The sequence below is a fragment of the Curtobacterium guangdongense genome (assembly GCF_049341845.1).
Classification (GTDB): domain Bacteria; phylum Actinomycetota; class Actinomycetes; order Actinomycetales; family Microbacteriaceae; genus Curtobacterium; species Curtobacterium guangdongense.
Map to the genome: position 1 here is coordinate 137070 of NZ_JBMPIT010000002.1, position 19523 is coordinate 156592.

The following is a 19523-nucleotide window of genomic DNA, read 5'->3' on the forward strand; positions in this document are numbered from 1 at the left end:
CCACGCGGGTTAGCCTGTGGACATGAGCGAGATGATCACCCGCGACGCGTTCGTGCCCGAAGCCGGCGCGGTCACGATGTGCACCACGACCTGGTGCGGCTACTGCGCACGGCTGAAGAACCAGATGTCGAAGGCGGGTGTGCCGTTCCGCGAGGTCGACATCGAGGCCACCCCGGGCACCGCCGAGCTCGTCGCCGAGGTGAACGGCGGCAACCAGACCGTGCCGACGCTGGTGTTCCCCGACGGCAGCACCGCGACGAACCCGTCCCTGGCCGAGGTGCAGTCCCGCATCTGAGCGGTCCCGGCGAGCCGCAACGCGCGGCCGTTCGCACAACCGAAAGCCGTCCGCACCACGAGTTCACGCGGTGCGGACGGCTTTCGGTTGTGCGGGAGCGAATCGCGCCGCGCGGGTCCGAATCGCGCCGCGCGAGACCCGGCGCCCTAGCCGCCGAGCGCCTCGGTCAGCAGCGCCGCCATCGCGTCGAGTTGGATGTCGCCGGAGTCGACGACCTCCTCGTCGGAGCCGTCGAGCGCCCGCGCCGCCAGGCCCGCCTTGCTGTCGATGAGGTCCGCGATCTTGGTGTCGATCGTCTGCGCCGCGATGATGCGCCACGCGGTGACCGGCTCCTCCTGCCCGATGCGGTGCACGCGGTCGATCGCCTGGGTCTGTTCGGCCGAGGTCCACGAGAGCTCGGCGAGGACGACGTTCGACGCGACCTGCAGGTTGAGCCCCACACCCGCCGCGGTGAGCGAGCAGACGATCACGGCGACGTCGGGGTCGTTCACGAACGAGTCGATCTCCGCCGTGCGCTGCGCCGGCGTCTGGTCGCCGCGGACGGTGGCGGTGCGGAGGCCCCGGCGTGCGAAGACCTCTTCCGCCTGGTCCATCACGTCGAGGTGCTTCGCGAAGAACACGACCTTGCCGACGTTCGACGCCAGCTGCGCCGCGTAGTCCGCTGCCAGCTGCGCCTTCGCGCGGCCGATCCGCCGGACCATCGAGAACACGTTCTCGCCGGTCGACGAGGCGTCCTGGTCCTCGAGCTCCCAGCGGGCGACCTGCCGCACGAGCTTGTGGTCGATGCCGACGACCGGGTCCTGCCCGGTGCGGGCGTCGAGCGCCTGGTGGTACCGGCGGACGAGCTTCGCGGTGAGCTCGCGCTCGGCGTCCCGGATCGACCGACCCTCTTCGCCGTCGAGCTCGACCGGGATGTCCGCGATGCGCCGGGCGGGGATGTCCGCCGCGACGTCGACCTTGCGGCGTCGGACGATGCCCATGTCGATCACGGCGCGACGGGCCTCGCTGAAGAAGCCGGGGTCGGCCGGGGTGAGCCCGATCTCCTCGAGATCGTTCATGAGCTTCGCGCGGGGCTTCTTGTCGTCGATCCAGCCGAGGTACTCCCAGATGGTCCGGAAGTCCTCGACGGAGTTGATGAGCGGCGTCCCCGTCAGGGCCATGAGGAGCGGCGACGAGGTCCTGGAGCGGATCTTCTCGGCGAGCTGCAGCACGAACTTCGACCGCTGCGAGTCCTTGTTCTTGATGAAGTGCGCCTCGTCGACGACCATGCCCTTGAACCCGAAGGCCCCGAGCCAGCCGACGTGCCGGTCGAGGATCTCGTAGTTCACGATGACGATGTCCGCGAACCCGTCGAGGTCGTCGCCGTCACCGTGGATCACCGTGGCGCGACGGTTCGGCACCCAGCGCTCTGCTTCGCGGGCCCAGTTCGTCTTGACGACGTTCGGCACCACGACGAGCAGCGGGAACGCGTTCGCGGCCTCGGCTGCGAGGAGCGACTGCGCCGTCTTCCCGAGACCCGGCTCGTCGGCGAGCAGGAACGTGCGGTGCCCGTCGGCTGCCGCGGCGATGAGCTCGGCCTGGTGCTTCATGAGCGTGGTGCCCGATGCGGAGTGCTGCGTCGGCGGCTCGGGCAGCGGCATCGTCGCCGCTCCCCCGCCGGCGCCGTACTCGAACGACTTGAACAGCGGGCCGAACAGCTCCCAGTTCGCCAGACGTCGCGGGTGCGCGACGGGCTGGTCGGCGAGGGCGAAGTCCGGCGGCAGGAACGGGTTCGCGAGCTGGCGCTGCACGACCGCCTGCGGGACGACGGCGCGTTCCTGCGCGACGGCGACCGAGGCGGGCTCCGCCGCGATGACGAGGTCCTCCGGCTGCATCTCGACGCCGCCGGCGATCATCATGTCCCGCTTCACGGTGCGCGTCGCTTCCGACACCGATGCCTCTTCGGCGAGCAGCTGGATCACGCTGGTGTCCCGTGCTGCGGTCTTCGCGAGGATCTGCGCGACACCGTCGAGGCGCTTCATCTGCTCGGCGCGCTGCGCGTCGGTGAGGGTCGTGTCCGCCTTCACCCGGGCACGTTCCTCGCGCATGAGCAGCGCGACCGCCTGGAACTTCGTGCGGTTCGACGCCTTCAGCGGTCCGCGCTGCGCGGCCGCCTCGACCTCGCGCACGGCGCGGGCGAGCACCGGGATGACACCGTCGTTGTCGAGCGGCCGGGTCCGGCGCGACGCGGTCCGCGTCCCACCGGCTGCACGCCGCGTGCCTGATCGAGCCAAGGCTCCTCCTGTTCCACCCCGAGACCGGGGCGAGCCGCCCGTGCGGGCGGAAGTCTCCTCGGTGCGTCCGTCGCACCGATGCCGGCAACGGGCCACCGTGGCCCGCCGATCCCCGCGACGTGTGTGCGACCGTTCCCGTCGAGGACACCCGGGTGGGAGTCCTCGTCGATGGGACGGTCTGCGCGGAGATCCGGCGCCGTCGCACGCACGCGACGCTGCAGGACTGGGTCGTCCCAGGGCGGTCGCGGACCCGGTGCCCACGTCGGTCAAGTGACCGACTCGTCGTGTCCGGAATCGACCCGACGCGCGGGCACGCGGTGCGTGCGCGCTCAGTTTACTCCCGGACCACCGACGGAGGCGAGTCGGCGCACCCCGCGCGAGTCGCGCCTCCCGTCTGCCCCGCCCCGCCCACCGTGGGACGAAACGCACGTCGGTGGCCGAATCGCGCATAGGTGGCGGTTCTTTTCGGCTGCCAACGCGCGATTCGACCTCCTACTGCGGGCGCGATGGGTCGGAACGCGCGTCTCAGACGCGCGGTGCGGACCGCGGGCGAGCCGCTGGATCGGCCGGGAGGATCGGGGCCGGTTCCGCGAGCGCGGCACGTGTCGCCGCCAGCAGCTGTTCCGCGGTGGCGATGCCGTTCGCGGAGCCCGTGGTCGCCTGCCCTCCGGCATGGGCCAGCAGCTGGGCACCGATGGCCGGTCCCAGCCGCTGGGCGCCTGCCGGGTTGCGGGTCGCCCAGTCGCGGGCGATCGCGTCGGCGAGCCGCTCAGCGGCGGCGCCGCGATCGGCGTCGCCGCGGGAGCGGTGCCAGAGCCCGGTGACGACGAGGTGCGCCACCACGGCGCCGATGTCGCGGACGGGGTGACCCCACCCCGCCGTGTCGATGTCGAGCAGTCCGGAGATCCGCCACGGTTCGGCGTCGTCGACGAACACCTGCTCGAGGTGCAGGTCGCCGTGCACGACCTGCTTGTCGGAGTTGTTCCACCCGATCGACCGGCGGCCGATCGCGTCGTAGAGCTCGTCGATCTGCAGTGCGTCCTGCGGCAGGGCCGCGACCAGGGTCCTGCGGTGCCAGTCCGCGTGGTCCATGGCGTCGGCACGGGCCTGCTGGGTCATCGGCACCGTCGCGATGCGTCCGGTGAGCGCGGCGAGCGACGCGACGAAGCGCGGGTCGTCGGCGATGTCGAGGATCCTGCTGCCCGCCGGCACGCCACGGATCCGCTCGAGCACGAGCAGGCCGTCACCGCGACTCGAGAGCACGCGTGGCACCGGGAGCCCCGCCGCCACGAACTGCTCGTGGGTCTTCACGATCGGCGCGACGCGGTGCGGCCGGACGACCTTGAGGAAGAGCGTGCCCTCCGGCGCGTCGACCCGGACCACGGCGCGCTTGCCGGGACGGTAGGCAGCCACCGTCAGGGTCGGGTTGGTCACCGGCATCCCGAGCGTGGTCAGGAGCTCGGCGACGGCGTCGCGGTAGGTCACCTGCGGCAGGACGGGCAGACCGGGGTCGTTCGGGTACGCCCACACCGAGACCGGTTCACCCGTCGTCGGATCCGTGACGAGCGCGCTGTTCTGGTCGTGCGTCCCGCCGGTGTCCACGTACGTCAGGACGGTCCCGCGCTGGCCGTTCCGGTCGACGGTGTCGACCTCGTAGCCGTAGAGGTACCCGTTCCCGGACGGCTCGACCGAATGGGCGCGTGCGGCCACGACGGTGGTCCCGGAGCCGACGAATGCCTCCGGGATGACTCGCTCGTGATTGGGCCACACGACATCAGTCAACAGGGTCCGCACGGTTTCGTCGCGTTCGTGCACGGCTCGGCGTCGTGCGCGTGGCTACCGTGGTCGTCGTGAACCCCGTCGCGCGCCTCCGCAGCTCGAGTCGCACGCCGTTCCTGCAGGTCGTCAAGACGGCGGTCGCGGTCGTGGCGGCGGTGTTGCTGTGCCAGGTCGTCATCAACGGACCGTTCCCGACCTTCGCGGCGATCGCGGCACTCCTCGTCGTGCAGCCGAGCATCAACCAGTCCTTCGTGAAGGGTCTCGAGCGGAGCGCCGGCGTCGTGCTCGGGGTGCTGCTCGCCACGGGGCTGCACTTCGCACTCGGTGACTCCGTGTGGGTCGTGCTGCTCGTCATCGTGCTCGCGATCCTCATCGCCTGGGCCCTGCGCCTGACCCCGACGTCGGCCACGCAGGTCGCGATCAGCGGCATGCTCGTGCTCACCGCCGGGATCGTCACGCCGAACTACTCCGCCGACCGGATCCTCGAGACCGTGCTCGGTGCCGCGGTCGCGCTCGTCGTGAACGCCGTCATCGTGCCGCCGGTCCTGCTCGGCCCCGCGCACCTGGCCGTCGCCCGGCTCGCCCGCGACACCGCGGTGGCGTTCGAGCGGGTGGCGATCGGACTCACCGAGGACTGGGACCGCGACCGCTGGCACGACGCGCTCCTCCGTGCCCGGTCCCTTCGACAGCAGCACGCCAAGGCCGAGGCGGCCCTGACCTCCGCGCAGGAGTCCCTGACGATGAACCCGCGCGGTGGGCGGCACCGCACCATCCTCGAGCGCGACGTCGTCGTCACGGAGCACCTGCGCGTGCTCGTCACCCGCGTGACCGGGATGACCCGCGCGATCCAGGACAACACCGCGCCGGACCTCCGCGCCGACCCGATGGTGGGGCGGATCGCCACGGAGGTCGCCCGGATCGGGGCCGACGTCCGGGCGCTCGGCGCCCAGGTCGAGTCGGCCGTCGTGGCATCGGCGACCTCGTCGTCGGCGTCGTCGGCCTCCGGGTCCGGCGCCGACGGGTTCGACGACCCCGCCGAACCCGCGCTGACGGCGCCGCTCGAGGTCGTGCGGCCGAATTCCCGGCACTGGATCCTCATCGGGGCGTTGCTCGAGGACATCCGCCGCGTTCGCGAGGAGCTCCTCGGCGAGGACGACTGACCGCCGCCCGGGGTGCGGGGCGTTCCGGGGTGGGGCGATTCGCGCGTAGGAGGTCTTTTCGCGCGGAGGAGGTCGGAAATTCCGACTTCCTACGCGCGATTCAGCTTCCTACGCACGGAACGCCCCACCGCCCGGCCGGCCCGCGGTCAGCGTCAGCGCGCCGCGATCGCCGCCTCTGCCGCGGTGTGCACGATCTGGCCCCAGATCGTGCGCGTCGGCACCGAGGGGTCGGACGCCACCACCTCGGCGTCCGCGAACCGGCAGATCTCGGCGAACACCGCCTCCTGACCGGCCTCGCGCGCCGCCCGACTGGCGACGTCGGGCACGGAGGCGCGCAGCTCGGCGACGATGCGCTCACGGCGACCGTCGTCCATCTGCCCCAGCGCCCCGACCCCCTTCCACGCGGCATCGAGCTCGGTGCGCAGGCGGATGATGGCCGGGTGGTCCGGCTCGTCGTTCATGGCTCCCCCAGAGACAGGACGTTCTGTCGGGTACAGGCGTCCGGTCGGGGAGCCTAGCAAGGACGCAAGCAGTCCTCACGTCCCTCGATCGTGGGCCATGCCCCGTGTTCACTGTGACGAGATTCAGTCGGGATGCACGTCGGTCCGCCCGTGAACGCCGGTTCGATGCCACGATGGGTCCCAGGAGGTCCACTATGCGGTTGTTGGTGGTCGAGGACGACGACGAGATGCGCGCCCTCATGGAACGCGGTCTCGCTGCCGAGGGGTACCGCGTCACCGCGGTCGAGAACGGTGTCGAGGCGCTCATCGCGCTCGGTGAGCAGGCATTCGAGCTCGCGGTCGTCGACGTGATGATGCCCGGCATGTCCGGGTTCGAGCTCGCTCGACGGATCCGGGAACGCGAGGACCCCGTCCGCATCCTGCTCGTCACCGCCCGCGACGCCGTCGACGACCGGGTGTTCGGTCTCGACGCCGGTGCCGACGACTACCTCACGAAGCCGTTCGCCTTCGCCGAGCTCACCGCCCGACTGCGAGCACTCGGGCGGCGCGAGGCCACCGGAGCACCGCGGACGATCGAGGTCGGCGACGTCTCGATCGACTCCGAGGCCCGCCGCGTCTCCATCCAGGGCCAGCGCGTCGCCGTCAGCCCGACCGAGTTCGCGCTCCTGCGTCTGCTCGCGCGTTCCGTCGGCACCGTGGTCGACCGCCCGAAGATCCTCGAAGAGGTCTGGGACGGCTCGCAGCACGTCGACCCGAACGTCGTCGAGCAGTACATCTCGTACCTCAGGAAGAAGCTCACGTCGCACGAGGCGACGGTCGCGATCTCCACCGTGCGTGGCCGCGGCTACCGGCTCGACCTGCTCGGTTCCTGACGGGCCGGCCCGCCACACCGATGCGCTTCGTCAGGCCGCTCCGGCTGCTCTCGCTCCGGTCGCGGATCACGATCGGCTCGACGGCGATCGCCGCGGTCGTCATCGTGCTGCTCGTCCTGGTCATGCGTTTCCAGGTCGTCAGCGTGGTCGCCTCGGCGACCAGGACGTTGCTCGACGCCGACGCCGATCCGTACGTGGCGACGCTCGAGGTCGACAGCAGCCCCGACCTGTCCCCACCGGGCAACCTCCAGCTGGTCGCCGTCGTCTCCCCCGCCGGTGACATCGTGCTCTCCACGATGCCGACCCGCGTCGAGCGGGCGCTCGGCAGCCTGACCGCGACGCGCGCCGGCACGACGGTCATCGACGTCGGCGGCTCCGAGTACCGCGCCGTCGTCGAGCACCCGGTGAACCAGGCCGGACGCTGGACCGTCGTCGCAGCGCGCAACTCGCAGGCCGAGTCGATCGTCGTCGACGACCTCACCACCACCCTGTCGATCACCGGCCTGGCGATCCTCGTCGCGTTCGGTGTCGCGTCGTGGGCGCTCGCCACGGCGGCTCTCCGCCCGGTGAACCGGATGCGCCGCGAGGCCGAGCGCCTCTCCGTCGCCCCCGAACGTGCGGAGCTGCCGGTCGGCCCGGCGCAGGACGAACTGGCATCGCTCGCGACGACCCTGAACGCGTTCCTCGCGCGGACCAGGCAGGCGACCGAGCGCGAGCGCCAGATGGTCTCCGACGCCAGCCACGAACTCCGGACACCCCTCGCGATCCTCACCACCCAGCTCGACCTCGCCTCGCTCGACGCCGACGACGCCCCCGCGCTCGCCGAGCACATCGAGCGGGCGAAGAACAACGTCGCACGGCTGTCCCGCCTGGCCAACGACCTCCTGACGCTGTCGCGCATCGAGGAGTCCGAGCGTCGCTCCGAGGACGGGGACCGCCAGACGCTGACCGCGTGGTCGGACCTCGGCGACGAGGTGATGGCCGCCGTCGACCGCGTCCGGCTGATCGCGGGCACCAAGGACATCACCGTCGACTTCGACCTCGAGGCCCCGGTCTCCGTCGGCGGCTCCGGCCCAGGTATCGGCGGCGGCACGGTGGAGCCCCGGTACCGGCTCGACACCGGCGCGATGGCGCAGCTCGTGACGAACATCGCCGGCAACGCGGTCGCGGCGCTGCCCCGCGGCGGCGGCATCCTGGTGACGTGGCGGAGCACACCGGGCTTCGGCGAGCTCCAGGTCACCGACGACGGGCCAGGGGTCCCCGAGTCCTTCGTCGCCGTCGCGTTCGACCGTTTCACCCGCCCGGACGAGGCCAGGAAGTCCCGCCCGAACCCGGACCCGGCGACGGGCGGCATCCCGCTGCCCGGTGGCTCCGGCCTCGGGCTCGCGATCGTGCGCGCGATCGCGGAACAGGCGGGAGGCACGGCATCCCTCCGCAACGTCCGTTCCGGTGGTCTCGAGGTCACCATCCGCGTCCCCGAGGTGCGCTGACCCGTCGGGTGCGCGACGGCACCTCGCGCCGCCGGCACCCGCGTCGCAGGCCCACCACTCACTGGAAGTCCCGGGAGCGGGTGCGCACCGCGAGCGGCAGGTGCTCGATACGGTCAGCGACCACGTTGACCACGCCGTCCTGCGACCGCTCGAGGATGCCCCGCACGATCACCGCCGGCGACTCACGGGCGACTCGTCGGTAGCGTCCCCACACCCCGACGCTGCAGATCACGTTCACCAGCCCGGTCTCGTCCTCGACGTTCAGGAACGTGATGCCGGACGCCGTCGCCGGGCGCTGCCGGTGCGTGACGATCCCGCCCACCTCGATCCGCCGCCCGGTCTCCGCAGCGGCGAGGTCCCCGACGCTGAGCACCCGTTTCGCCCGCAGCCGGTCGCGGACGTGCCGGACGGGGTGGTCGTCCGTCGTCATGCCCGTCGACCACATGTCCGCGATGAGGACGTCCCCGCTGGTCATCTGCCCGAACAGCGGCGGTTGCACGACGACCTGCGTGTCCGGCAGCTGGTCGGCACGCTCGGCAGCGGCCTGCGCCGCCGACCACATCCCACCCCGGCGGTCGACCCCGAACGGTGCGAACGCGTCCGCGGCGGCGAGCGCCTCGAGCTGCGCGGTGGTCAACCCGACCCGGCGGGCGAGGTCGGACATGTCGACGAACGGTCCGTGTGCATCGCGCTCGGCGACGATCCGCTCGGCGCTCTTCCGTCCGAGCGACGCGACCTCGGCGAGTCCGAGGCGCACGGCGAACGCACCGTCGCGGCGGTGTCTCGCCGTGTCGTCGGGAAGCGCCTTGTCGAACGGCAGCACGGGTGCCTGCTCCGGATCGAGGCACGCGTCGTCGGTCTCCGGCGCCGGCTCCCCCGTCGGCTCCAGCGTCGCGTCGACGCCCGAGCGCAGGATGTCCGGCCGGAGTACCGTCACCCCGTGCCGCCTGGCGTCGGCGACGAGGGTCTGCGGCGAGTAGAACCCCATCGGCTGCGCCCGGAGGAGTGCCGCCAGGAACGCCCCCGGGTAGTGCAGCCGCATCCACGCGCTGGCGTAGACGATGAGCGCAAAGCTGATCGAGTGGCTCTCCGCGAACCCGAAGTTCGCGAACGCCTGGATCTTCGCGTAGATCGCATCGGCGTCGGCGCCGTGGATGCCGTTGTCGGCCATCCCCGCGTAGAGCTTGTCGCGGAGCCGGTCGATCTTCTCGTGCCCGCGCTTGGACCCCATCGCCCGGCGCAGCAGGTCGGCGTCGTCCCCGGAGCAGTTGCCGACCGCGATCGCCATCTGCATGAGCTGCTCCTGGAACAGCGGCACGCCGAGGGTGCGTTCGAGCACGGGTTCGAGTGCCGGATGCAGGTAGGTGATCGGTTCCTCGCCGGTGCGCCGACGGATGTAGGGGTGCACCGCACCGCCCTGGATCGGCCCGGGTCGGACCAGCGCGACCTCGATCACGAGGTCGTAGAACCGTCTCGGGAGCAGCCGGGGCAGCGTGCCCATCTGCGCGCGGGACTCCACCTGGAACACCCCGATCGTGTCCGCGCGGCAGAGCTGGTCGTAGACGCCCTGCTCCTCCTTCGGGATGGAGTGCATCTCCCAGCGCTCCCCGCAGTGCTCGGCAGCCAGGTCGAACGAGTACTGCAGCGCCGCGAGCATGCCGAGCCCGAGCATGTCGAACTTCACGAGGCCCATGTACGCGCAGTCGTCCTTGTCCCACTGCAGGACCGTTCGGCCGTCCATCCTGGCGTGCTCGATCGGCACCACCTCGCCCACGGGACGGTCGGTGAGCACCATCCCGCCCGAGTGGATGCCGAGGTGCCGCGGGAACCCCAGGACCTCGCTCGCCAACCCGACGACCGCCGGGGGGATGTCGTGGTCCTCGCTCTCGGTGACCGATCCCCACCGCTCGACCTGCTTCGACCAGGCGTCCTGCTGGCCGGGGCTGTGCCCGAGTGCCTTCGCCATGTCCCGCACGGCGCCCTTCGGCCGGTAGGTGATCACGTTCGCCACCTGTGCGGCGTTGTACCTGCCGTACTTCTCGTAGACGTACTGGATCACCTCTTCGCGGCGGTCGGAGTCGAAGTCGACGTCGATGTCGGGCTCCTCGTCGCGCATCGCCGACAGGAACCGCTCGAACGGCAGCCCGTACCGGATCGAGTCGACCGCGGTGATCTCGAGCAGGTAGCAGACCGCCGAGTTCGCCGCCGACCCGCGCCCCTGGCAGAGGATCCCCCGTCCGCGGGCGTACTGCACCATGTCGCGGACGATGAGGAAGTACCCGGGGAAGTTCTTGTCCTCGATCACGGACAGCTCGCGTTCGATGCGCTGCCGCTTGTGCGGGTCGACCCCGTCCGCGCTGCCCGGGTACAGCCGTCGAGCCCCGGCCCAGGTGAGTTCCCGCAACCACGACATCGCCGTGTGGCCGTCCGGCACGTCGAGGTCTGGCAGCCCCGGTTTGACGGTCTTCAGCCGGAACCCGAGCTCGTCGGCGAGCGTCACGCTGTACTCGACGGCGCCGGGGTAGCGGGCGAACCGCCTGGCCATCTCGGCGCCGGATCGCAGGTGCGCCGAGTCGGCTGCCGGCAGCCAGCCGTCGATCTCGTCGAGACTGCGCCGGGCCCGGACCGCGGCGAGGGCGGTGGCCACCGGGAAGCGGTCGGGGGTGGCGTAGTGCACGTTGCCGGTGGCCACGACCGGCAGCGCGTACCGGGTGGCGAGTGCGGCGAGGACGTCGTTGCGGGCACTGTCGAGCGGGTCGCCGTGGTCGAGCAGCTCCACCACGACGTTGCCGGTCCCGAAGCGGTCGAGGAGCACGCGGAGCGCCGTCTCCGCCGACGACTCCCCGCCCTGCTCGAGCGCCTGGCGCACGGTCCCCTTCCGGCAGCCGGTGAGCACCCGCCAGTGTCCGTCAGCGCGGGACGCGAGGTCATCGAGGTCGTACCGTGGGCGCCCCTTCTCGGAGCCGGCAGCGAGGTGCGCGCTCGTCACGGCGCCGGCGAGCCGGTGGTAGCCGTCCTGGCCGTCGGCGAGCAGCAGCAGGTGGGAGCCCTCGGGGTCGGGGACGCCGTTCTGCGGTTCGGTGAGCCCGAGGGAGAGCTCGGTGCCGTACACCGTGCCGACGGCCGGGTACGCCTCCGCCACCTCTGCCATCCGGGCGGCGCCGTAGAAGCCGTCGTGGTCGGTGAGCGCGAGGGCGTGCAGGCGCAGCCGGGCGGCCTCTTCGAAGAGGTGCTCCGGCTGGCTCGCGCCGTCGAGGAAGCTGAAGGTCGAGTGCGCGTGCAGTTCGGCGTAGGGCACGGCGGGCGGCCCGTCGGACCGCGCCGGCTCCGCGGGCACGTACGGCGCACGCTTCCTGGACCACGCCGGGCTGTCCCCGCCGTCGCCGGCGTTCGTGGAACCAGGGCTCCGCTTGTCGGACAGGGCACGCTCGAACTCCGACCACGGGATCGGTGGGTTGCTGTAGCCCATCAGGCACCCCCGCTCACGTCGCCACCGCTTCCGCCCACCACCGGTGGTCCGCCAGCACGAGATACCAGGCGCGCCCCTCGGCGTCGACGAGCTGCAGCCGGTGCAGTCGCCGTCCGCCGGCGTCCCACCAGCGCACGACGAGCGGCCATGGCCCCGCCCACGCTGTGACCGGGGCGAACCGGCCACCGCGGTCCGCCTCGGCGCGGAACCGCTCCGGCGCTCCGGAGAGCACCCCGCGGTCGTCGACGTCGACGCTGCCGCCGTCCGACGCCACCACGTCCACCGGACGCGGCCGTTCGAGCACCGTCGCCGGCGGCGGCCCCGGCAGCTTGCCCGGCCAGGGACGGTCGGCGACGGACGCGAGGTCGGCTGCGGGAGCATCGCCCCACGGCACGAGCACGACCCGCTCGGACAGGGTGCGGCCCCCACCGACCCGCGGCGTCACCACACCGTCGTGACCGACCATGCCCTGCACACGGGCGAGGCCGTGGTGCACGCGTTCGTCCGGCCCCGATCCCCACAGCCCGCGCTCGTGGTTCGCCATGTCGTCGACCGCGACCGGCTCGAGCACGACCGAGGTCACGGGGGCTTCGAGCCCGGTCGGGTCGACCCCGCCGGCGAGCTGCCAGCGCACCCGGTCGACCACGTCGGCGGCGTCGAACCAGCGCGGGTGCGCCCACGTGCGGTCGAGCAGGATGTCCCGCTCGTCGACGATGCCGACACGGATGGTCGTCGCGACGAGTCCCGCGGCACGGAGCCGGGCGGCGAAGTCGTCCGCCGTCCGCCGGAACGCGAACGCGATCTGGTCGGCACGGTCGAGCGGCGGCTCGAACGCGGCTTCCACCCGGAGTTCGGGCGGGACCGGCCGCGACGAGATCTCCCGCGGGTCGCGTCCGCCCGCGAGCCGGTGCAGGAACGCGCCGGCGACGCCGAACCGGTCGCGGACCTGCTCGTCGGTGAACGCGGCGAACTCCCCGAGGGTGGCGATGCCGAGCCGCCCGAGCACCATCGCGAGGTCGGCGTCGCCGAGGACACCGAGCGGCAAGTCGGCGAGGAACTCGGCCGAGCCGCCGACGGGCACGATCCGGACGCGCTCCCCCGGGCGGACCGGCCGGGCACGTGCCGCCTGGTCCGCCGCGAACGGTGTGTCCGCCACCCCGGCACGCACCGCGGGGGCACCGTGGTCCGCCGCGATGCCCGCGAGCGTCGCCGCGGCCGCCCGCTCGCCGCCGTAGTAGCGCGCCGGGCCACGGGAGCGCAGCGCGACGGTGCCCGGCCGCAGGACCTCGACCCCGGGGACCGCCGCTTCGACCGCACGGATGACCGGCTCGAACGCACGGTGGTCGAGGCCCTCGTCGTAGGGCTGCACGACGAGTTCCGGGCAGCGCGCCTGTGCTTCGCGCACGCGGAGTCCGCGCACGACGCCGGACTGCCTGGCCGATGCAGAACTCGCGAAGACCTGCCCCTTCGACACCACGGCGAAGGGCTGTTCCGGCGGCACCCCTGCTGCACGGGCCGCGGCGATGACCGGCCAGTCCGGGCACCAGAGCACGATCGTCCTGGTGGGTGGGGGCTCCGGCATCGCGGCGCCCCGGACGAGCGCGTCGGCACGGACCCGACCGCGCCCGATCACGACGCCACCGCCACGGGGCGGAAGCCACGCGTGTCGCCGGGGAGCGCCACCGGTGCCGGGACCGCTGCCCGCACGACGCCGTCCGCCGCCGGGAGCAGCAGCTCGGCGCTGACCGGGCGCACCGCACCGGCACGACCGGTCGCGGTCACGGTGGCACGCCGCTCCGTCAGGTGCCCGTGCCCCTGCCCGATGCCGCTCCACGACGACGAGGTCACCCGGAGCGTGACGTCGGCCCCCGGCCAGGAGCCGAGCGCGACCAGTGCCGCGCCGCGCTGCCGCAGCCGCGCGGAGAGCCGTGCGACGTCACCCGGGACCACCCGTCCGAGCGGGCGGGTGAGCACGATCTGCGCGACGTCGGCCATCGCGGAGGTCACCGCGAGCCACTGGTCGCCGGGGTCGGGGACGAGCACGAGTCGTTCGAGATCGATGCCGGCGGCAGCTGCGGCCTCGACACCGAAGGACGGCACGCCCACGACGGCGCACCACGCCCCCGCGGCCGACGCCGCCTGCAGCATGGTCATCGCGAGCAGGACGGACTCCGGGACCGCGTACGTCCCGCCCACCCGGATCGCCCCGCCGGGCAGCAGCGGCTCGAGCGCCGGGGCGGTGGGGAGCCCAGCGGTGTCGACACGCGTGGCTTCCATGTCGGCGACCCGCGACCGCAGGGACGTGATCCGGTCGAGCGCCGCCCGCGCATCAGCGATGTGGTCAGCCCCACGCACAGCACCGTCCCGCGCAGCACCGTCCCGCCCGGGACGCGCTGTACGAGCCCCGGGCGACCGGAGTGCCGTCGCCGTCTGCATCCCATCATGTTCGAACACGTGTTCGATGATGTCAATCGGGACCGACATTCTGTGGACAACGATTCGAACACGCATTCGAACGCTGCGGGGGGTGGTCACCAGTCGGCGACGACCCCCATGCTGCCGAGCACCGACCGGGTCTTCGTCTCGACCTCGTCCGCCTCGTCACCGGCGACCGAGGACCACGTCACCGCTCCCCCGGCACCGAGCGTCCGCGACCGAACCGCACCCCCGCGCTCGACCACCGTCACCAGTGTGCGGATCACCACCGACAGATCCACCGACCCGCTCGCCGAGAAGTACCCGATCGCCCCGGAGTACACCCCGCGCGGCCCGCCTTCGAGCCGCGATGCGATCGCCATCGCGCTGGTCTTCGGCGCACCGGTCATCGAGCCGGGCGGGAAGGCCGCACGGACCACGTCCGCCCGCGACACGCCCTCCGGCAACACGGCACCGATCGTCGAGACCATCTGGTGGACGCTCGCGTACGTCTCGACCGCGCACAGCCGATCGACGTGCACCGATCCCGGCACCGCCGTCCGGAGCAGGTCGTTCCGCAGCAAGTCGACGATCATCACGTTCTCCGCGCGGTCCTTGACGCTCGCCGCGAGCTCGTCGCGCACCGCGAGATCTGCCGCAGGGTCCGCCTCGGGGGCCGGCAGCCGCCGCCTGGTCCCCTTGATCGGCTCGGCGAGCACCCTGCCGTCCGCGCCGATCCGCAGGAACCGCTCCGGCGACCTGCTGGCCACGCGCAGCGGGCCGAGCCGCAGGTACGCACCGAACGGGACGGGGTCCGCCGCGCGCATCCGCAGGTACTCGACCAGGTGCAGATCCGTACCGGGCCCAGCCAGGGCCTCCCGTCCGGTGCCAGGGACGGAGAAGGCGGTGGTGAGGCAGACCTGGAACGCGTTGCCGTCGCGGATCTCGGCGCGGCACGCGTCGACCGCGGTCTCGTAGGCGGCGCGCGACACGCGGCCGCTCGCCGGACCGGACGGGAGGCTCGGGGGCGCGTCCCCGAGGTCGGCCGCCGGTCCGCCGTCCGCCACCGTCTCGAGCCATGCCCGGTTCGCCGCCGACGCGTCCGGCTCCGCGTCGTCGACGAGCGCGAGCGCCCATGCGGCACCGTCGTCGCGGACGACGACGGCGCGGTCGACGAACCGCAGGTCCGCGTCCGCGTGTCCGTCCGCGGTGCGGTCGGGACCGCCGGACTCCCGACCGAGCTCGTAGCCGAGGAACCCGACCCACCCGAGCGCGAACCCCAGCCCCGGGATCGGTTCGGCGAATCGGGGCGTCAGCGCGAGCAGGTCCGCGAGGACGTCGAAGGCCGGACGGTCCTCGGACCGGGACGCGCCGAACCATGCCAGGAGCGGCATGGACACGTCGAGCTGCGCGCGCCGGTCCTGGTGCCGGAACCGGGCGGTGAACACACCGTCACACGGCGCGAGGACCGACCAGCGTGCCCGGTCCCGCGCGCTGTCCGGCGCCCCGGCGGGCAACGAGGAGTCCAGCCAGACGACGTCTCCCCCGAGCGTGCCGACGAACGACACCGGGTCGACGCCGTCGAGCTGCCGGATCTCGATGCGCGGGGAACCGGCCCCCGGGGTCAGATCGCGGCGATCGTCCATGCGGCGGAGTGTGCGGCGCCGGGATCGAGCACGACGAGCCCGCGCTCGGTGCCCGCGTTGAAGGCGTCGGGCGCACCGGTCATCGGCTCGACGGCGAGACCGGCACGGTGGTACTCGGGGACGACGTGGTCGGCGGTGTGCACCTGGACCCACGGGCACTCCCGGCCGAACGTCACCCGGACGCCGTGTCCGTCCGCGGCGGTCAGCGCGATCGTCGCGGTGCCGTCGGCGTCGCGGTCGAATCCGGTGAAGGCGTGGTCGACGAACCGCGGGCCGATCGCGGTCGGGGTCCTGAGGTCGAACTCGTCGTGCACGGGGACGAGCGCCGTCGGGATCAGCCGGTCCTCGGTGACCTCGAGGGCCTCGGCCGCCGGCAGCGTCAGCGTCCAGTCGTCCACGGTCCCCTCGCCCGCGTGGAGGTACGGGTGCGGACCGGTCCCCCACGGTGCGCGGTCGTCCCCGGTGTTCTTCCCCGTGATCGTCGTGCGCAGTCCCCCGGCGTCGAGCCGGTACTCGACGTGGACCACGACGCGGAACGGGTACCCGGCCTGCGGCGCGATCGTCGTCATCAGGACGACCCGGTCCGGTTCGTGGAGTGCGACGGCGAAGTCGGTCCAGCCGACGAGGCCGTGCAGTGCGTGCCCGCGTGCGGGCTCGGACAGGGCCAGCTCGTGCTCCTGCCCGTCGAAGGTGTAGCGGCCGTCGACGACCCGGTTCGGCCACGGCGCGAGCACGGCGCCACGGAAGACCGGACGGACCTCGTCGGCGGCGAACGGCACGACCAGGTCGCGGCCGCGGTGCTGGAACGAGCGGAGGGTCGCCCCCACCGTCGCGATCTCGGCGGTGTAGCCGGCGGCCGAGATGGTCAGCTGCGAACCGGACAGCGGGGCGTCGTTGCTCATGCGATCAGCGTAGTGGGAGCGCAGAACACAACGAAGAAGCCCCGCTCTCCTGTGGAGAACGGGGCTTCGGTGGTGGATCTGAGGGGACTCGAACCCCTGACCCCCTGCATGCCATGCAGGTGCGCTACCAGCTGCGCCACAGACCCAGATGTGTACTTCCCAGATCGTGTCTCCGACTTCCCGGAGGCACCAGTGAAGCGTACACCATGCGCGACCCGGGGCACGAAATCGGAGCAGGACCCCGGGCGCGTCGGGGTACTACGCCGTGTGCTCGGCCGGGATCTCGAGCGGGATGGTCGGGCAGTCCGACCAGAGGCGCTCGAGCGAGTAGTACTGACGGTCTTCTTCGTGGAAGACGTGCACGACGACGTCCCCGAAGTCGATGAGGACCCAGCGGCCCTCGCTCCGGCCTTCCCGACGCAGGGTCTTCGCGCCGGACTGGAGCATCCGGTCCTCGACCTCGTCCGCGATGGCCATCACGTTGCGCTCGTTGCGCCCGGTGGCCAGGAGGAACACGTCGGTGAGCTGCAGGGGGCCGGTCACGTCGAGCGCGACGAGGTCGTCTGCCTGCTTGGCGTCAGCGGCGCCGGCGGCGATCTGTACGAGTTCCAGTGCGCGAGGAGAGGCGGTCACGGAGTCCTTCCGGTTGTCATCCGACACTTCCGCCGGATGGGACACGATCATAGGTCACACCACCGACGGCGGCGAGGGTGGGTACCCGACGGTGGACGTCAGGACCCGAAGAAGTTCGTCGTCACGAGGGCGACGATGATCACGGCCGCTGCGGCCACGCCGACAGCGCTCACCGTGATGCCGAGGATGAGCGGCGTGCGCGACTCCTTCGGCTTCGCGGCGGCGAGCACCACCTGGCGGGTCGACGTGTGGCTCGACACCGCACGGCTCGCCCGGACGGGGCTGGCGTCGGTCTCGGGCTGCTCGTCGTGCTGGTCGAGCAGGCGGTCGACCTCGGCGCCGTCGATCGGCCGGTGCGACCCGGTCGAGGACAGGGACGCCGGCAGGTCGATCGAGCCGGTGAGGATGACCTCGCCGGTGGCGTTCAGCGCACCGGTCGGGTCCGCGAGGGCCGAGTTCGGCAGGATCAGCGCGTTGGTGCGGGTCTCGGCGACACGGCGGGTGCCGGTCTCCTCGTCGTGCACCTCGGCGTCGTGCGAGTCGTGCGCCTGGGTGGACCAGTGCCCCGTCGGCGCCTCGAACGCGGTGGTGACGGGCTTCGGCTCGACCGGGCGACGGAACGCGGAGCCAGCGGCGGCCGTCGTGGAGACGTCGTCCGAGGGTGATCCGTCCTGCGCCTCGGGCGTCTGGATCGGGACCTCGTTGGTGTCGTCGTCGTCGGCGTCGAGCGAGAGCGGGAAGACGCCGGGGGTCGAGGCAGCCGGCTGCCCGTCCGCCGGAGCGACGACGTCATCGACGGGCTGTTCCCCGGGGACCTCGTCGGCGTCCGCCTGCGGTGCCCACGTCGAGCGGTGGCGCCGGGGCTCCTCGGCGTGCGCCGCGGCCTCCTCGAGGGGTTCGAGGTCGTCGGGCGAACCGTCGGCGGAGGTGGCCTGCTCGACGGCGGCCGGGTCGAGCTGGGTCGGACCGGACGACTCCGGGACGGCCTCGGGCTCGTCGTTCGGGACGGGTGCGACCGGCGCGCTCGACCCGGCGAACCCGGACGGAGCGGTCGGTGCTGCCGCGCGCTCGTCGGGCGACAGGGAACCGACGGTCCCCAAGACGTCCTGCACGGTGCGGTCGGAGGACTGCGGCGTGGGGTTCTGCAGCGGGACGGGACGGACGCCCTGCCCCTCGGCCGCACGCATCTGGCGGATCTGACGACGGGTCAGTCCGCCGGTGCCCGGCACGATCTCCGTCGCGGACGCGGGTGGTGGCGACGGGACCCCGGCTGTCGGCTGCGGCGGGATCGAGGAAGAAGACGGCGCCTGGACGGGTGCGGCGGCCGCGGGTGCGACGTGCGACCCCGGGCGACGACGACCCGCGTCGGCGGACGTCGGCGCGTCCGCGGGAGCGGTCTCCGAGGAGACGGGCTCCGAAGCCACGGTCGGGGGCGGGGTCACGGGCTGCGCGCCGGCGTTCGCCGCGCGCTCACGCTCGCGCGCCTGGCGCCGCGACAGTGGCGGCTGCGCGTCGGACGGACTCATGCAACGCTCCGATACAGATGGTGCTTGGTGATGTACTGGACGACACCGTCGGGGACCAAGTACCACACGGGGTTTCCGCGTCTCACCCGGTCGCGGCAGTCGGTCGACGATATTGCCAGCGCGGGGACTTCGAGCAAGCTTACGTCGCGTTCGGGCAATCCGGTGATGCTCAAGTTGTGCCCCGGGCGGGTCACGGCGACGAAGTGCGCGAGGTCCCAGAGGCCATCATGGTCTTTCCAGTCGACAATCTGCTGGACGGCGTCTGCGCCGGAGATGAAGACGAGCTGTGCATCGGGCCGCTGGTCGTGCAGGTCGCGGAGCGTGTCGACCGTGTAGGTCGGGCCCGGTCGGTCGATGTCCACGCGGCTCACCGTGAACATCGGGTTGGACGCGGTCGCGATGACCGTCATCAGGTACCGGTGTTCGGCGTCGGTCACGCCCGACTTCATGTAGGGCTGTCCCGTGGGGACGAAGACGACCTCGTCGAGGTCGAACGACTTGGCGACCTCGGACGCGGCCACGAGGTGGCCGTGGTGGATGGGGTCGAACGTGCCACCCATCACACCGATGCGGGGCCGCCCCGAGCTCTCGAGCATCGAGCA

At 72.4% G+C, this 19523-nt stretch carries 15 protein-coding genes and 1 tRNA gene; 4 read left to right on the forward strand and 12 right to left on the reverse strand.

All coding sequences use genetic code 11. The features are described 5' to 3' along the window. Positions 1–22 precede the first annotated feature (22 nt). A complete protein-coding gene (locus ACO0E1_RS03085) occupies positions 23–295 on the forward strand; it encodes a glutaredoxin domain-containing protein (protein WP_422872849.1) in 273 nt (90 codons plus the stop codon). 146 nt (positions 296–441) lie between these two features. Here ACO0E1_RS03085 and ACO0E1_RS03090 read toward each other — a convergent pair whose 3' ends face one another. Together ACO0E1_RS03090 and ACO0E1_RS03095 are read right to left on the reverse strand one after the other, a co-directional pair. Then, on the reverse strand, positions 442–2568 hold the full coding sequence (locus ACO0E1_RS03090) for a DEAD/DEAH box helicase (protein ID WP_422872850.1): 2127 nt from the start codon (positions 2566–2568) through the stop codon (positions 442–444). Between the two features lie 525 nt (positions 2569–3093). After that, positions 3094–4350 carry an aminoglycoside phosphotransferase family protein gene (locus tag ACO0E1_RS03095; RefSeq protein WP_422872851.1) on the reverse strand — a complete coding sequence of 419 codons (1257 nt, stop codon included), beginning with the start codon at positions 4348–4350 and terminating at the stop codon, positions 3094–3096. Between the two features lie 68 nt (positions 4351–4418). Between ACO0E1_RS03095 and ACO0E1_RS03100 the strand changes: the two genes are divergently transcribed. Then, on the forward strand, positions 4419–5507 hold the full coding sequence (locus tag ACO0E1_RS03100) for an FUSC family protein (RefSeq protein ID WP_422872852.1): 1089 nt from the start codon (positions 4419–4421) through the stop codon (positions 5505–5507). A gap of 152 nt (positions 5508–5659) precedes the next feature. Here the strand turns inward: ACO0E1_RS03100 and ACO0E1_RS03105 are convergent, their stop codons facing one another. After that, positions 5660–5968, reverse strand: a complete 309-nt coding sequence (locus ACO0E1_RS03105; RefSeq protein ID WP_422872853.1) for a hypothetical protein — start codon at positions 5966–5968, stop codon at positions 5660–5662. 194 nt (positions 5969–6162) lie between these two features. Between ACO0E1_RS03105 and ACO0E1_RS03110 the strand changes: the two genes are divergently transcribed. Next, positions 6163–6840, forward strand: coding sequence for a response regulator transcription factor (locus ACO0E1_RS03110; protein WP_402729252.1), 678 nt, complete (start codon positions 6163–6165; stop codon positions 6838–6840). A 20-nt stretch (positions 6841–6860) separates the two neighbouring features. Further along, positions 6861–8330, forward strand: a complete 1470-nt coding sequence (locus ACO0E1_RS03115) for a sensor histidine kinase (RefSeq protein ID WP_422872854.1) — start codon at positions 6861–6863, stop codon at positions 8328–8330. 58 nt (positions 8331–8388) lie between these two features. On the opposite strand, the gene ACO0E1_RS03120 is transcribed toward ACO0E1_RS03115, so the two are convergent. The 9 genes from ACO0E1_RS03120 to nadD all read right to left on the reverse strand — a co-directional run bounded on the left by ACO0E1_RS03120 (position 8389) and on the right by nadD (position 19517). Beyond that, entirely contained in the window at positions 8389–11799 is a 3411-nt protein-coding gene (locus tag ACO0E1_RS03120) for an error-prone DNA polymerase (protein WP_422872855.1), read from the reverse strand. Between the two features lie 13 nt (positions 11800–11812). After that, positions 11813–13432, reverse strand: a complete 1620-nt coding sequence (locus ACO0E1_RS03125; RefSeq protein ID WP_479723421.1) for a DNA polymerase Y family protein — start codon at positions 13430–13432, stop codon at positions 11813–11815. Continuing rightward, positions 13429–14076, reverse strand: coding sequence for a hypothetical protein (locus tag ACO0E1_RS03130; protein WP_422872856.1), 648 nt, complete (start codon positions 14074–14076; stop codon positions 13429–13431). Before ACO0E1_RS03130 ends, ACO0E1_RS03125 begins: the two co-directional genes overlap by 4 nt. Before the next feature lie 254 nt (positions 14077–14330). Then, a complete protein-coding gene (locus ACO0E1_RS03135) occupies positions 14331–15860 on the reverse strand; it encodes an anthranilate synthase component I family protein (protein WP_422872857.1) in 1530 nt (509 codons plus the stop codon). Then, a complete protein-coding gene (locus ACO0E1_RS03140; protein ID WP_422872858.1) occupies positions 15839–16762 on the reverse strand; it encodes an aldose 1-epimerase family protein in 924 nt (307 codons plus the stop codon). The genes ACO0E1_RS03135 and ACO0E1_RS03140 overlap by 22 nt, the downstream gene beginning before the upstream one ends. Positions 16763–16832: 70 nt before the next feature. Continuing rightward, positions 16833–16908 (reverse strand) — tRNA-Ala (locus ACO0E1_RS03145). Between the two features lie 112 nt (positions 16909–17020). Further along, complete coding sequence (gene rsfS / locus ACO0E1_RS03150; RefSeq protein ID WP_422872859.1) at positions 17021–17395, reverse strand: ribosome silencing factor; 375 nt, start codon at positions 17393–17395, stop codon at positions 17021–17023. A 98-nt stretch (positions 17396–17493) separates the two neighbouring features. Then, on the reverse strand, positions 17494–18921 hold the full coding sequence (locus ACO0E1_RS03155) for a hypothetical protein (RefSeq protein ID WP_422872860.1): 1428 nt from the start codon (positions 18919–18921) through the stop codon (positions 17494–17496). Further along, complete coding sequence (nadD, locus tag ACO0E1_RS03160; RefSeq protein WP_281267388.1) at positions 18918–19517, reverse strand: nicotinate-nucleotide adenylyltransferase; 600 nt, start codon at positions 19515–19517, stop codon at positions 18918–18920. The genes ACO0E1_RS03155 and nadD overlap by 4 nt, the downstream gene beginning before the upstream one ends. Between the last annotated feature and the right edge of the window lie 6 nt (positions 19518–19523).